The sequence below is a fragment of the Streptomyces rubradiris genome (genome assembly GCF_016860525.1).
GTDB lineage: Bacteria > Actinomycetota > Actinomycetes > Streptomycetales > Streptomycetaceae > Streptomyces > Streptomyces rubradiris.
This window is the reverse complement of record NZ_BNEA01000015.1, coordinates 1,113,421-1,126,735: the sequence shown is the minus strand read 5'-3', so window position 1 is coordinate 1,126,735 and position 13,315 is coordinate 1,113,421. Positions and strand designations below refer to the sequence as shown.

The 13,315-nt window shown below is 71.8% G+C and carries 14 protein-coding genes; 4 read left to right on the top strand and 10 right to left on the bottom strand.

Annotated elements, in window-relative coordinates:
* Positions 1–122: 122 nt before the first annotated feature.
* From Srubr_RS18185 to Srubr_RS18150, 8 genes are all read right to left on the bottom strand, one after another.
* The gene (locus Srubr_RS18185; RefSeq protein WP_189989745.1) at positions 123–1,844 is read right to left on the bottom strand and encodes a relaxase/mobilization nuclease domain-containing protein; all 1,722 of its coding nucleotides are present in this window, start codon (positions 1,842–1,844) and stop codon (positions 123–125) included.
* A complete protein-coding gene (locus tag Srubr_RS18180) occupies positions 1,841–2,314 on the bottom strand; it encodes a plasmid mobilization protein (RefSeq protein WP_229926421.1) in 474 nt (157 codons plus the stop codon). The genes Srubr_RS18185 and Srubr_RS18180 overlap by 4 nt, the downstream gene beginning before the upstream one ends.
* Positions 2,315–2,463: 149 nt before the next feature.
* Entirely contained in the window at positions 2,464–2,667 is a 204-nt protein-coding gene (locus tag Srubr_RS18175; protein WP_308439875.1) for a hypothetical protein, read from the bottom strand.
* 123 nt (positions 2,668–2,790) lie between these two features.
* Positions 2,791–2,982 carry a hypothetical protein gene (locus Srubr_RS18170; RefSeq protein WP_189989742.1) on the bottom strand — a complete coding sequence of 64 codons (192 nt, stop codon included), beginning with the start codon at positions 2,980–2,982 and terminating at the stop codon, positions 2,791–2,793.
* The gene (locus tag Srubr_RS18165; RefSeq protein WP_203855034.1) at positions 2,979–4,847 is read right to left on the bottom strand and encodes an ICP22 family protein; all 1,869 of its coding nucleotides are present in this window, start codon (positions 4,845–4,847) and stop codon (positions 2,979–2,981) included. The genes Srubr_RS18170 and Srubr_RS18165 overlap by 4 nt, the downstream gene beginning before the upstream one ends.
* Positions 4,844–5,488: a WhiB family transcriptional regulator gene (locus tag Srubr_RS18160; RefSeq protein ID WP_189989738.1), complete on the bottom strand. Its 645-nt coding sequence runs from the start codon at positions 5,486–5,488 to the stop codon at positions 4,844–4,846. Before Srubr_RS18160 ends, Srubr_RS18165 begins: the two co-directional genes overlap by 4 nt.
* Before the next feature lie 162 nt (positions 5,489–5,650).
* Positions 5,651–6,343, bottom strand: a complete 693-nt coding sequence (locus Srubr_RS18155; RefSeq protein ID WP_189989735.1) for a zinc finger domain-containing protein — start codon at positions 6,341–6,343, stop codon at positions 5,651–5,653.
* 2 nt (positions 6,344–6,345) lie between these two features.
* Positions 6,346–7,257: a helix-turn-helix domain-containing protein gene (locus Srubr_RS18150; protein WP_189989733.1), complete on the bottom strand. Its 912-nt coding sequence runs from the start codon at positions 7,255–7,257 to the stop codon at positions 6,346–6,348.
* 747 nt (positions 7,258–8,004) lie between these two features.
* Between Srubr_RS18150 and Srubr_RS18145 the strand changes: the two genes are divergently transcribed.
* Positions 8,005–8,418 carry a helix-turn-helix domain-containing protein gene (locus Srubr_RS18145; RefSeq protein ID WP_189989731.1) on the top strand — a complete coding sequence of 138 codons (414 nt, stop codon included), beginning with the start codon at positions 8,005–8,007 and terminating at the stop codon, positions 8,416–8,418.
* A 12-nt stretch (positions 8,419–8,430) separates the two neighbouring features.
* On the opposite strand, the gene Srubr_RS18140 is transcribed toward Srubr_RS18145, so the two are convergent.
* Positions 8,431–9,336, bottom strand: coding sequence for an MmyB family transcriptional regulator (locus Srubr_RS18140; RefSeq protein WP_189989730.1), 906 nt, complete (start codon positions 9,334–9,336; stop codon positions 8,431–8,433).
* Between the two features lie 620 nt (positions 9,337–9,956).
* On the opposite strand from Srubr_RS18140, the gene Srubr_RS18135 reads away from it, so the two are divergent.
* Genes Srubr_RS18135 through Srubr_RS18125 form a run of 3 tightly spaced genes read left to right on the top strand, consistent with a single transcriptional unit; the run spans position 9,957 to position 12,261 of the window.
* A complete protein-coding gene (locus Srubr_RS18135) occupies positions 9,957–10,484 on the top strand; it encodes a secondary metabolite protein (protein ID WP_189989728.1) in 528 nt (175 codons plus the stop codon).
* The gene (locus tag Srubr_RS18130; protein WP_189989726.1) at positions 10,481–11,665 is read left to right on the top strand and encodes an MAB_1171c family putative transporter; all 1,185 of its coding nucleotides are present in this window, start codon (positions 10,481–10,483) and stop codon (positions 11,663–11,665) included. Before Srubr_RS18135 ends, Srubr_RS18130 begins: the two co-directional genes overlap by 4 nt.
* Complete coding sequence (locus Srubr_RS18125; RefSeq protein WP_189989724.1) at positions 11,662–12,261, top strand: hypothetical protein; 600 nt, start codon at positions 11,662–11,664, stop codon at positions 12,259–12,261. Before Srubr_RS18130 ends, Srubr_RS18125 begins: the two co-directional genes overlap by 4 nt.
* A gap of 132 nt (positions 12,262–12,393) precedes the next feature.
* On the opposite strand, the gene Srubr_RS18120 is transcribed toward Srubr_RS18125, so the two are convergent.
* Positions 12,394–13,224, bottom strand: a complete 831-nt coding sequence (locus Srubr_RS18120) for an SDR family oxidoreductase (protein WP_189989721.1) — start codon at positions 13,222–13,224, stop codon at positions 12,394–12,396.
* Between the last annotated feature and the right edge of the window lie 91 nt (positions 13,225–13,315).

Below are 13,315 nucleotides of genomic sequence, written 5' to 3'. Positions count from 1 at the left end.
CTGCGCCCACAGGCGCTCAGGGATCTTCCGCCGAACCTCGTCGCCGGGCCTGCCGCCCGTGGTAGAGGCCATGATCACCGGCTTAGCGTTAACGGCTGTACCGATGTTCCCCGAGGCCGTAGTCACCGGCCGCGCCCGGATCCGGCCCGGGTATGAGCTTGGCCGGTGGTGCGGCCGGCGGTGCGTCCGGTACGGCGGTCGGCGACCACCGTGTTGCTGGTGTCGGCGGGCAGGTCGGAGCTGCGGCGCAGGCGCCACACCAGTACGTCGCTGACGGACTCGGCGGTGTCGAGTTCCCTGCGCCCGGCGGCGTCGGCGAGGAGCGCGGCGGGATCATGACCGGCGGCTTCGGCGTCGGCGAGGGTCGCGGCGAGCGCGTACCAGCCGGGCTCGGCCAGAATCTGCTCCGCCAGCTGGGGCACGGCCTGGCGCAGGACGGCCGCCTGCCGCTGCAGAAGCGGGCGGCCCAAGCGCCGGCCGCGCTGATAGAGGGCGCCCAGCGGCTGGGCGGCGGCGGCCTGGTAGGCGGCACGCAGGTGCTCGGCGGCCTGGCGGGCGGCGGCGGCCTGCTGAGCGTGGCCCTTCTTCGCGTGCCAGTGGAAGGCAGCGGTGACAAGGAAGAACAGCATGTCGATCACCATCGCGGTGGTCGCCCCGTCCTCCCCGCGGCCGAGCGCAGGACCGCCCTGGACGAGGTCACGGGCGGCCTGCCGCAACGCCCGGTCGTGACCACGCTCGGCCCGCACGTGCGACCTGGAAGCCCGCTCGAAGGCGATGGCGGCCTCCCGCAGCTTGGCGCGGGTGTGCGCGGCGGAGGTCTTCGCGAGCGCGTCCAGGACCTCGCCGGCCGAGGCGATGTACGCGGCGGCGACCGCGTCGTCCTCCTGCTCGATGACGAGCAGCGCCTGCCAAGCCGCCGAAGCCGTCCGGCGGCGGGCGGCGGACGGGCCGCCCGGCCCCGTAGGCGAGGGCGGCTCGACGGGCGTGGCGCCTTGCCCGTCATCGAGGGCGCTGGTGAAGCGTTCCCGGATCCGGGGCAGGGAGAGGTCCGGGGCCAGACGCGCGCCGGGGTAGAACACCGGCTCGCCGTCCTTGTTGCGGTCATCAGGCAGGGCGACCTTGTAGCCGAGCAGGTCACCCGAGGGCGCGGTGCGCTTGCGCACGAGCAGGCCGGCGGCGGCCAGCCGGTCGAAGAACTCCTCCTCACCCGCCGCACCGGCCACCGCGCGCCGTACGGTCTCGCGCAGTTCCTCGCGGGCGGTGCGTTCGCGGCCCTGGCGCTCGGCCTTGTGCCGCTCGGCGCTGGTGGGCCGCTGGGCGGCGGTCCCGTCGCCGGGCGCGACCTGGTGCAGCCCCAGCTCCTTCTCGATCAGGCGGCACTCGGCCTGGGCGCGCCTGCCGGAGCGGTAGTCGTCGGGGCGGCTGCCGTCCTCGCACACCAGGGTGGCGACGATGTGGATGTGGTCGTCGGCGTGGCGGACGGCGGCCCAGCGGCAGCCGGGCCGGCCGCCACCGGGATCGATACCGGTGGCGGCCACGATCCGGCGGGCGATCTCGCCCCACTCCTCGTCGGTGAGGATCCGGTCGTCCGCCGCCGCGCGCACGGAGGTGTGCCAGACGTGCTTGGCGGGACGGGCGTGCCGGGGGAGGGCCATGACGGGCTGGTCGAGGAGCTGCTGGAGGTCCTTGAGGGTGGCGGCCGGGTCGCGGCCGGGGTCGGGGGACATGCCGTCGAACGAGGCCACGAGGTGCGGATCGGTGTGCTCCTCGTGCCTGCCGGGCCCGTAGAGGTAGGCCAGCAGGCCGATCGTCCGGGAGCCGGACTCGTTGACGCTGGGGATCACGACGTGCGCTGCTCGATCAGTTGTGTGGCGGCGGCGTGGACGGTCTCGGCCGCCCGGCGGACGGCGGCGATGGCCGTCTGGAGCTGCGGGGCTTCGGCGCCGGAGTTGAGGGCCTTGACCGCCTGGTTGAGGTTGCTGCCGGCCCAGCCGAGCTTGCGCCGGCTGTCGAACAGGGCGGTGATCACTTCTCGTTCGTCGGCGATCTCGGCGCTGGTGCGGTCGAGATCACGGGCGGCGGCGAGCGCGGAACGGGCGAGGAACCCGGCGACGGACAGGTTGCACCGGGCGGCGGCGGACTTGATCAGATCGAACTCTTCGTCGTTGAAACGGGTGTTGGGCTGGTGCAGGCGCTTCTTCTCGGGCGGCTGACGCGGACGCTGACGGGCGCGGACAGCGCGCTCACGGCGACTGCGGCGCTCGGTCGGCTTCTCCTCCTGCCCCGGCTTCGATCCGCCCCCGGTCGAAGCCACCAGGACCTGCGCCCCCCGGTGCAGGTCCCCTCCCGCCCCCTCGGGGGCGGGTTCGGCGGAAGCTACGCTTCCGCCCCAACTTGCTCGCGCCGAGACCGAGTTGAGGTCCCGAGCGGGATTCGGGGCGGAGCCGTTCTCGATCGGGTTCGTCATCGGCTTTCGGGCCTCGCTGCGCGGAGCCGGCGCTGGATGGCGGCGGCCAGGCCGAGGACGTCGGCCGGTCCGTCGAGGAGCCGGACGGGACCGTGCGGCTCGTGCTGGACGAGCCACCCGCCGGTCGGCAGGCCCACCATGGCGTGGACGAGGTGTCGGCGGACCAGGACGGTGGCCCAGGCAGCCGCCTCAGCGGCCACGTCCTGGGGAGCGGGAGCAGGACGGGGAATCACGTCGTGCCTTTCGGTGCGCGGGGCGGTGGCCCGGCATACGGCCGGACCACCGCGAATGATCGAGGGAAGGGACCCGCGGGATCGGGCGGGTCAGCCGCACTCGGGGCAGCGAGCGACATGGCCGCTGAGCACCCGGGCCATCCGCGCCTTCGTTGACTTCGCGTACGTCGCGCTGGCTTTCGCCGACGACTTGCCGGCATGCCGCTGGGAGTGCGCGCTCAGATAGCCGATCTCCCGTTCGTACTCCGCACGCATCGCCGCGAACTGCGGGCACGTCCTCATCTGGTACTCCTTGCCGTCGTGCTGTTCTGGTTGCGCAGAGCCGCCAGGACCAAGCTCATGCGGTCGTTCCTGAGGCCGGGCAGGTTCTGGTCCCGCAGGATCTTCCGGAGCTGGACACGGGTCACGGTGTCGTTGCCGTCCCGGTCGAGCAGGGCAGGCACGTGGGGACGGATCAGCTCGACCAGCTGGTCGACGTCCTCCTCAGGCGCCCGAGGAGGACGCTGCGCTTGCGGCCCGCGGGACCCGCCACTCCGCTTCGCCCGCCCCTTTCCCTTCGAAGCCGGCGACCGGCGTACGTGTTTGCTGTGCCGGTCCCCGTGGTCGGTCCCCGGCTCCCGGTCCCCGTGGTCGGTCCCCGGTCCCCGGTCCCCGTGGTCGGTCCCCGGTCCCCGGTCCCCGTGGTCGGTCCCCGGCTCCCGGTCCCCGTGGTCGGTCCCCGGCTCCCGGTCCCCGTGGTCGGTCCCCGGTCCCCGGTCCCCGTGGTCGGTCCCCGGTCCCCGGTCCCCGTGGTCGGTCCCCGGTCCCCGGTCCCCGTGGTCGGTCCCCGGCTCCCGGTCCCCGTGGTCGGTCCCCGGTCCCCGGTCCCCGTGGTCGGTCCCCGGCTCCCGGTCCCCGTGGTCGGTCCCCGGTCCCCGGTCCCCGTGGTCGGTCCCCGGTCCCCGGTCCCCGTGGTCGGTCCCCGGTCCCCGGTCCCCGTGGTCGGTCCCCGGCTCCCGGTCCCCGTGGTCGGTCCCCGGTCCCCGGTCCCCGTGGTCGGTCCCCGGCTCCCGGTCCCCGTGGTCGGTCCCCGGTCCCCGGTCCCCGTGGTCGGTCCCCGGTCCCCGGTCCCCGTGGTCGGTCCCCGCGTGGTGGGGTGGGGATCCCTCGTGCTGCTTGGCGGTTTCGCTGCCCGGTCCCTGTTGAGCCTGCTGTTCGCGGCCTCCGGTCTCCCCGGTGTCAGTGCGGGGACCGCCGCCGGGGGCCGGGCTGCTCTGGCGGTTTGCTGCGGGGACCACGGTGGCCATCTCCCCGGTCGGGCCCGGCGACCAGGGGGAGGCGAGCGGGACCGTGGCGAGCGTGAGGGCGTTGCGGCGGGCGGCGAGCTGGGCGAGTAGTTCGGCGCGCTGGTCGGGGTCGGTGCCGACCGAGGCCCGGCCGATCGCTTTCGACAGCCGCCGGGTCAGGCGCCGGCCCCGTCGGCTCTGCCGCTGCTCGGTGCTGAGGTCAGCGAGCCGGGTGGCGAGGTCCACGGCGCGGATGGTGGCGCGGTCCCGGGTGATCTGCGCCGCGTCGCGGTCCCGGGTGGCGATCCCGAGACGGGACAGCAGCCGCTCGCGTGCTTCCCGTCCGAGGGTGGCGACCAGGCCCTTGGAAGCGGCTCCGGGGGTGCGCAGGCGCAGCTCGATACCCATGGCCAGGTGCCAGAGCATGCCTGCCATGACCGGGCCGACGAAGGCGCGGACGGTGCCGCCGACCACCCCGCTCTCGGCATAGGCGGGGATGACCTGTACGCCGCTGATGACCCAGACCAGGGTGCCCGGCATGCCGGGCGTGCCCTGGGTGGTCAGGTTCTGCCGGGCCATCAGGGCGGTTGCGAACAAGCCGAGTTCCGCGGCGGCGAACATCCCGGCGCGTTCGGCGGTGCCGGCTACGTCGAGGTAGTCGGCGGCGAAGCGCCAGCTCGTGTCGGCGCTGTAGGCGGTGCAGCCGAGCGCGGCCAGGGCGGCGGCCACCACCGCCTTGTTGCTGGATCGTTTCTGCGAGCGTCGTGCCCGCCGGGCTGCCCAGCCGGTCAGGGCCAGGGCGGTGGCGGCGCCGGGGATGCCGAGAGTGAGGAGGAGGGAGGGGTCGGTGCCGGCACCGAGGGACAGGACGTGCTGGGTCATGCGGCCTTTCCGACAGGGGCGTGCGCCGGAGTGGGCGTCGCCGGGCGGGCCAAGGGCTGCTGCGTGGAAGGCGGTGCGGTCGCGGGCCGGGGCCGCCGGGCCACCGTGGTCTTCTTGACGGGGTTCTTCCGCCGGGGCACGCCGAGGGTGCGGTCGCGGTCGAAGACCCTGTTGGCGGCCTGCCGCAGCAGGTCCCGGGCGTGCTTGGTGCTGATCTGCAGGGCGGGGGCGAGCCGGTCGGGGCGCCATCCGCGGACGTAGGCGTGGTCGATGACGACCTGCCGCTCGGCGTCGGTGAGGTGGACGTCGCGGCCGTTGAAGAAGGCGGCCACGCGGCGGTAGTCGAGGCGGCGGGGCAGTCCGTCGTGCCAGGGCCGGCGCTCGGCTTCCGTCAGCCCGCCCCAGATGCCTTCCTTCAGGTCGTTCTCCAAGGCGTAGTTGAGGCAGTCGCGGCGGACCGGGCACGGGCCGCACAGCTCCTTGGCGTCCGCGATGGCCTCGTGGTCGCGGGGCAGCGGGAAGAAGGTGGCGTCGGCGTCCTCGGGGTCCATGCCGTGGCACACCCCGTGGGGCTGCCAGCTGGTGTCGCCGATGCCGCGCAGGCCGGTGGCCGGCGAGGTGTGGGTGGTGATGTGGCGCAAGAGGGTCTCCGGTGTGCTGCCGCGTCGGCCGGTCGGAGGGATGGTGGTGGGCGGACGCGGCGTCGGGCGCCTGCCGTGGCACCGGGCAGGGGCGCCGCGGCAGGGGCGGGACGATGGTGTCGCGCGGGTGCACCAGGCGGTGGTGCACCACGTGCGGGCCGGTCAGGCCGTCGCGGTCTGCTGCCGGTGCTGGGCGGCGGCGAGGTCCTTGCGGCCCGGGTGCGGCTTCTCCCGAAGTGCGCTGCCGCGTGCGAAGCCGTCGGGGTCGATCCGACGGCGGCGGCAGGGCTCGCCGACCGGTGCCTCGCACCAGTCGCAGGGCACCGACAGCGCGTCGGGTCGGCCCTGGGCGAGGGCCTCTTCGTGGGCCGCGCGGGCGCGGCGGAAGGGCGCGAGGGCGGCGCGGGCCTCCGGCGGGATGTAGGAGCCGACCTGCTTCAGCCGGGCTTTCAGCCTGGGGTTGGTCCGGCCTTCGGTGAGCTGCTGGTAGGCCACGGGCTGTGCGGTGCCGGTGGCGACGGCGTGGCGGGTGCCGACCAGCTCGGCGGTCCAGGCCGCCTGGTCGTCGGGGTCGGCCACCGGGATCGGGTCGGTGTGCCGGTGCAGGCGGTCGCGCTTGTAGTTCTCCCACGGGCGGGCGATGTCCGCGGGCAGGATCTGGTACGGCGAGACGCGGATGTGTCGGCGGGCGACGACGCAGGCGTCCCAGCCGTGCGGCGTGGCCAGCGGCACGTCCTCCAGCAGCTCGTGCCACTGGGCGAGCTGGTCGCGGGCCTCGGCGTGGTCGGTGCGGATGGTGCGGGGGTCGAGTCGGCCGATGTAGGCCAGCAGGGCGGCGATTTCGCGGCGGTCCATGGCTACTCCGTTCCGGTCGGCATCGGCTCGTTGAGGGCGGCCAGCAGGGCGGCGGTGTGGGCCTCGGAGCGGGTCATGCCGCCCGCCGGGGCGGACCCGCCACCGGGCAGGGCGTAGAGGTTCGGGCGGACCGGAGCGTGCTCTCGGGCGATCCAGGCCCGCCAGTCGGCAGCCCAGGCAGCCGCCGCTCGGGGTGCGTGCCCGGCACGGTGGGCGCGCCACTTGGCGTCGGCGGCGCGCAGGCCCTCCTCGCCGAGGCGGTCGAGGTGACCTTCCTGGCGGGCCCAGGTGTGGCTGGCTGGGTCGACCTGCCAGTCGGTAGCCGAGGTGACGGCAGCACCACTACTGCTGCCTTTACGGTTCACCTTCGGTTCTCTACGGTTCTGGGGGTCGGATTCCGTACCGTGGTGGGGTCGGATTCCGGCACGTCGAGGGGTCGGATTCCGTCGGGAGGGGTCGGATTCCGTACCGGCCGGATTCCGGCGGGAGGGGTCGGATTCCGTACCCTTCTTCGGCCAGATCCCGTACCGCCGCAGGTCCTTCTCATCGTCGTCGTCCAGCTCCGGCACCGGGTCGGAGTCGGTCGGAGGCTCGACGTACGCCTCGGGGTCCTCGCGCCTGGCTGCGGCGACCTTGGCCAGCCACGCGGCAGCCCGGGGCAGCCGGTAGACCGTGGTGCGCTGCGGGCCCTCCAGGTGGCTGAGGACCTTCAGCTCGCCGCTCTTGTCGAGCGCGACCAGCGCGTCCCGCACCGCAGTACGGCTCGCGTTCGTTCGCTCCACCAGGCTCGCCACCGACGCCCAGGCGACGCACTTGCCGTCCGCGACCCGGTCGGCGATCGACAGCAGGACCAGCCGTGCGGTGCCCCGGCTGGAGCTGTGCTCCCACACCCACTCGCGGGCATTGACACTCATCGGCCACCCCCGGCCGCACGGTTCGAGCGTCGCTGCGGGGACGCCGAGCTGTCACTGAGCGTGACGATGCTGTGGGATGTCGAGGAGGAGGTGGCTGCCGCGCCGGCCGGATGTCCGGGCCTTTTGCGCAGGGCGGGAGGCATGCGAGAATCCCCTTTGCAGTGTTGCCGCGCTGACGCGCCCCGTGGAAAGGGATCAGCGTGGTGATGGTGGGCAATCTCCGCCCCGTCGGGCCTAGCCGGGCCCGCCCCAGGGCGGTACGTGCCGCTACGCGTTCGGCGTCCTGGAGTAGCCGCTCCTGGGCGCCGTCGCTGTATGCGGACCTGCGGGAGTTGGTCGGTACCCGCCGCGTTCCTCGCGTTCGCGGGTGCCCCAGGCGGGCTGCCCGGGGGACGACGAACATACGCACGGACCCGCGTCAAGGTCCAGACTTGACTCTTAAACTCTGTACTAGTTGCACAGCGTGACGAGGGATGAAGTGTGCGTGCAGGGCGTGCGGATCACGGCATGGCCCGGACGCGGCCCCCTCGCGGCGGGTGACCAACATGAAGACCCCTTCTGACCTGGTCGTCAGCACTTAAGTGTTGACGGGTGGGGCGACTCTACGGCGAGACGTCAGGGCCTTGTCAACACTAAAGTGCTGGCCTGGGGTGGGGTGGCGTGCGGAATCCGCACTTGAGTACACTGCGCAGCGACGCTGTGATCGGAGGTGAGGCGGCCGTGTCGGAGACAGTCCGCGGTGCTGGCATGGACGTGCCTCTGGAGGCCGGCAGGGTGAAGGTGCGGCTCAACGCCCTGTTCGCCGGTGTGGAGAACCCGGAAACCGGCCGCCCCTACACCGTTGCCGAGGTGGCTGGCGCCACCGGAATCTCGGAAAGCGCCATCCGTCAGCTCAGGCAGGGCTCGAAGCAGAATCCCACACTGAAGACGGTTGAACTCCTGGCGGCCCACTTCGGGGTTCAGAAGGACTACTTCTCCAAGGAGATGAGCGGCGCGGATGTGGACCGCGTCGTGGCCGGCCTGAAACTCCTGGACGTACTGGAGAAAGCCGGCGTTCAGGATGTCTTCGCCCGCGCCGGCGAGCTTTCCGCGGACAGCATGCGAATGGTCGCTGCTGTCATCAATAGCGCCCGCAAGGCCGAAGGGCTCGATGCGGACTGAGGGAGAGCGCCGTCAGGAAGACTGCTTCACCCCTGTCGCCCGTAGCGTTGGCGCTCGTGTTGATGCCGGCGCAGACGGTGTGTCCCGAGCCGGAAGGATGACGGTCAGCCGATAGGACGGCATGTCCTCGACCCTCATCGTCAGAACACTGACCAGGAATTCTCTCGTTCCCTGTCGCGGCAGATACAGCGCGCGAGGCTGTGCGGCGCTGGGATGGGAGACGGCTGGCAGGTCGGGGGAATCCCACAGCCTGCGGGCTGTGGGGTCATTCTGCACCGTCCGAATGACGGCCTGAAGCCCGAGGTCGTTGCCCCGCCGCTCGGCCTCCAGCCGCAGTTCGGCGATCATCGGAATCGCCCAGTCCTCCTCCCAGCGGATGAGCTGGGTGCGAGCCTCCGGGTAAGTGAGAACCCAGACCGCCACATTCGTCCCGTAGAGCATCCACGGGAAATCGCGGCCCGCCGCACGGTTGAAGAGCGAGACCTCCCAGTGGCGGTCCCGCAGATATGCGGGCCAGGGCTGCGATTCGATGAACCGCCGCACCGCCGGCGGAGGCGTCTGGCGGGCCGGCCTTCGGGCGGGCGCTCCCTCTTCACCGGCGTCGGGCGCCGGTCTGCCGTACGTCAGCTGCCAGACGGTCTCCCACTCGTCCTCGGTCAGGGCGAGGATGCGGCGCACCCGCTCCAGCAGCGTCTTGGAGAAGGTTCGGGGTTTGCCCAGTTCCAGGTTCCGGTACCACTTCGTGGACACGCCGAGAAGTTGGGCAACCGCATCCTGTGTGAGGCCGGGGCCGCTATGCGGGCCCAGAAGCGCGGCGGCCCCCGGAATGTCGTGAGGATCGATGCGACGCCGGGCATGGCGCAGAATCCGCGTAATCGTCGTGCGCGGCGCGAGGTCAGGGGAGTTGGTCTCAGGCATAGCTCGTCGGTCTTGAGATATAGGTCACAGCTGGTGGTGACCTCTTGGCGGCTTTCCCCCGCCGGGAAGGTTAACAGGGCGAAATGTCGGGCTGTAACGGACCGATCGTCCTGTATCTTGGTTCAACGTTCAACCGTACTCGCATTGTACAGCGTAAGGGGAACTGTCAGTTCCCCTTACGTGATCTTGCCCCTGCGCGGGGTGGGGTGATGCGCCTAAGATTCTCTCCGGGGGGAGAAGTTGGGGAATTCCGAGGAAGAGGAAGGCGGTCAAGTCATGTGGCGCGTACGTGCGTTATATGAAGCCGCCCGTTTCTCGTCAGCCGTCTGACCCCCTTCCACCGCCCGCCAGGCGACGGAGGAAACGGACCGAACGTTCGCCTCTCGGTCGCTGACCCGCTACGTGCGCACAGGCATCGACTGGCTCACCAATTCGTGGCCGGGCCGTGGTGCCCTGCGGGTGTAGCGCCGCCCGGAGTTGCTCCGTGGACCGCTGGACCGAGAGCCCTGTGGACGCCTGTGCGCCGGTCACCGCCCTGAGCAGATAATCCAGTTCCGTGCAGTTAAGGACCACCCATGTTTCTTCGCCGGAGGCATGAAAAGCGCGCCCGCGTAACGGGGTTGGGGGAGCACGAGTCCCGGCTGTGGCGCGTATGCGAGGACGCCCTGCGGGGCGTGCGGGTGCAACGGCCCTTCACGATCGAGTCGTTCTGCGAGGCGCTGTCGGCGCAGCGCGGCCGGCAGCTGGTCCTTCGGGAACTGCCGGACAGTGACGGGCTGCGGCTGCCGTGCGGCCTGTGGGTCGCCTATCCCGACGAGGACCACATCTGGCACATCGCCGCCACCAGCCAGCGCCACCGCCAGCAGGTCGTCTTCCACGAGATCGCGCACATGCTGCTCGACCACAAGGGCAGCTCCGCCGTGTCGAGCCTGCTGGCGGCCCTGCCGCCGGAGATCGCGCCGTCCCGCATCAGCGCGGTCTTCGGCCGGACCAACTACTCCACTGACCAGGAACACGACGCCGAACTGACGGCGACCATCCTCGACGAGATCGTGGACCAGCTGCCAACCGCGCCGTCCGCCTCTCCGCACGGTCTGCTGGACCGCGTGGACGCCACGATGGCCCATCCGCGAAGGAACTGCCGATGAGCCACCAGATCCTTGTCGCCACCATGCTGTGGGCAGTGGCTCTGTGGAGGGCACCCTCGCTGCGCCACTCCCGCAAGCAGCGGGCCATCTCCCTGGCCTTCCTCAGCCTCGCCGCGGCGATGACCCTGGAGGTGCCCGCAGTCTCGGCGCGCTTCGACTCCGTGACTGGCATCGCCAGCACCGCCTACCTGCTCAAGCACATGCTCGGGCTGATCTCGGCCGCGGCGGTCCTGGAATTCGTGATCGCCGTGGTCCGCCCCCAAGGGTTCCTCCAGCGCTCCCGCCACGGGCTCGAAGCCGCGTGCCTGCTCCTCATGCCTGCCGCATTCGCCCTGGCCCCCGACGACGCCCGAGTCCCCGACGCCATCGTCTTCGCCCACGACACCTCCCGGTGGGCACTGCTGCACGTCGGCGTCTTCACCCTGTACATCGGCTGCGCCATGACGATGACGGCCGTCCTCTTCCTCCACGCGGCCCGCCACGCCCGCGACCGGTGGATCCGCGCCGGGCACAGCCTGCTCAGCCTCGGAGGCGCCATCGGTGTCCTGTATGCCCTGCAGCGCCTCGTTCACCTCGCCCACATCGCCACCGGCGACGCCACGGCAGCCGACGTCCACCGTGCGGACGCCGTATCGACCACCCTGAAGGTCGCCGCCATCGCCGCTATCACGGCCGGCAGCTGCCTCTCGCCCCTGTCCGTCGCGGCCACCGCCCTGCGGCAGCGACGGGCCCTTCCACGGCTCGATCCCCTCTGGCGCACCCTGACCGACGCCGTGCCGTCCGTCGTGCTGCCCATCAACCCCGGGCAAGCCCGCACCCGCCTGCTGCTCCACCGCCGGCTCGTGGAGATCAGCGACGCCACCCTCACCCTGCGCGAATACGTCCCCGCCGACCTGCAGCACCGCGCCCTGGATATGGCGAGGAGCGCCGGCTACCCGCCACGGGCGCGCTCCGCCGTCGCCGAGGCCGCCTGGCTGAAGACCGCCGTGCTCATCGCCTCCTCCTCCGCCCCCTACAAGGGCGAGCACCCCCGCTCGGGCAGTGACGGCCTGAGCCCGGCGGCCGAACTGCGGTGGACCTGCCAGGTCAGCGCCGCCTTCGACCGCTGTCCCAGCGTCGCGGCCTTCGCCCGAGCCGAGGCCGCCCACCTCCAGGACCAGACCCGGAAGCAGCCCGCATGAGCCTCACGTCGACAGCACCGACCACCCGCCAGGACATCGCCCGGACCATCAGCGACCGGCTCCACCCCAAGACGTGGATCGTGATCGTCTGCCTCGCCATCGGCTGGCACGTCGACCGCTGGAGCGGCCTGACGTGGAGCCTCGTCGCGGTGGTGTTCGCCGCGGTCATCCCCATCCTGTTCATCGACCACGGCATCAAGAAGGGCCGATGGGGCGACAGGAACGTCGGCGCGAAACGGGCACGGCTGCTGGTAATGGCGGTCATCCTCACCTCCGTGCTGACCTGCCTCACCCTCATGGCCACCCTGCACGCCCCCCGCGCCCTGATCGCCCTGGTCGCCAGCATGATCGCCACACTCGCTGCGCTCGCCCTGGTCACGCTGACCTGGAAGATATCCGTGCACCAGGCCGTCTCCGCCGGCGCCGTCATCATGCTCGCCCAGACCTACGGCCCCTGGGCCCTGTGCGGCTACGCCCTGGTCGCCGTCGTCGGATGGTCACGCGTCGCGCTGCGCGACCACACCCCCGCCCAGGTGATCGCCGGCACCATCCTCGGCTCCGCGGTCGCCGCAGCCATCTTCGCCGCGCTCCGCTGACAGCCACCACCGATTGCTCATCTGCCCGCGTCTGCGTGGACATGGGGCCTCAGCCCTCTATCTCGTCCTGCAGACGGTGGATCCGGCGTACAGTCCATCGCGCTTGGCCAGCAGCTGTCGGACGGCTCCTCCTCAACCCTTCCTGGTGAGGAACTGGCGGGCGCCGCGCAGCGTGGTGCGGATCTTGCGCTGGGTGGCGCGGCTGTCGAGACGCACGTCGAGCGCCCCCGGAAGATCGCTGTCTGCCCGGAGACCCGCGGGCAGCCGGGAGGCATCGAGCCCGTCGCGCTGGGCGATCAGGACGCCAAGCTCGTGACGGTTCACAGCGTCGGCGCCTGCCAGATGGTGAACACCGTGCGCGTCATCGCGGACCGCGAGTTCCAGAAGGGCGGCGGCCAAGTCGGAGACGTCCACTGGGCAGCGGACATCGTCGGTGAACAGGACACCGTGGCGGGTGCCGGCGGCGAGGCCGTACACGACCTGCTCATGGACGGAGCGCCCGTGGCCGATGATCAACGAGGTGCGGACGACAGCGGCCTGCGGATTCACGGCGAGGACCGCGGTCTCCGCCGCCGCCTTCGCGGCTCCGTACGGAGTGACGGGGTCCGGGAGGCTGGTCTCGTCGTAGGTGACTCGGGCGCCGGAGAAAACCGCGTCGCTGGACACGTGGACCAGGCGGCTTCCGTGCTTTGCCGCCGCCCGGGCGAGTCGGGCGGGGCCCTCCGCGGTAACGGCCCAGTCGGCACCGCCGCTCGATGTGTTCACGACGACATCCGGGCTTACCTCGGCCGCGACGGCGTCCAGTCGTTCGTGATCCCGCAGGTCAAGGGAGTACCAGACCGCCTGGGAGGCGTCGCCGGGTTTGGTGGCGTACGTGGCTGCCGTGATGTGCCCGGCCGCTGTCGCTTGCTGGACCAGTTCGGTCCCGAGGAAGCCGCTGCCGCCGATGATCAGAGCTTTCATCCGCGACACGGTAGACCGGATTCGGTCGGCGCCGACGGAGGTTCGCCGTACTCGCCGCGATGCGGGCCGCGGACGGTATGCGGCGGATCCC

Bases quoted from the DNA above. Each gene is read 5' to 3' on its own strand.
- Srubr_RS18170 (WP_189989742.1), bottom strand. From the start codon at position 2,982: ATGAGGACGTGCCCGCAGTTCGCGGCGATGCGTGCGGAGTACGAACGG.
- Srubr_RS18165 (WP_203855034.1), bottom strand. From the start codon at position 4,847: ATGACCCAGCACGTCCTGTCCCTCGGTGCCGGCACCGACCCCTCCCTC.
- Srubr_RS18155 (WP_189989735.1), bottom strand. From the start codon at position 6,343: ATGGACCGCCGCGAAATCGCCGCCCTGCTGGCCTACATCGGCCGACTC.
- Srubr_RS18150 (WP_189989733.1), bottom strand. From the start codon at position 7,257: ATGAGTGTCAATGCCCGCGAGTGGGTGTGGGAGCACAGCTCCAGCCGG.
- Srubr_RS18145 (WP_189989731.1), top strand. From the start codon at position 8,005: ATGGACGTGCCTCTGGAGGCCGGCAGGGTGAAGGTGCGGCTCAACGCC.
- Srubr_RS18140 (WP_189989730.1), bottom strand. From the start codon at position 9,336: ATGCCTGAGACCAACTCCCCTGACCTCGCGCCGCGCACGACGATTACG.
- Srubr_RS18130 (WP_189989726.1), top strand. From the start codon at position 10,481: ATGAGCCACCAGATCCTTGTCGCCACCATGCTGTGGGCAGTGGCTCTG.
- Srubr_RS18125 (WP_189989724.1), top strand. From the start codon at position 11,662: ATGAGCCTCACGTCGACAGCACCGACCACCCGCCAGGACATCGCCCGG.
- Srubr_RS18120 (WP_189989721.1), bottom strand. From the start codon at position 13,224: ATGAAAGCTCTGATCATCGGCGGCAGCGGCTTCCTCGGGACCGAACTG.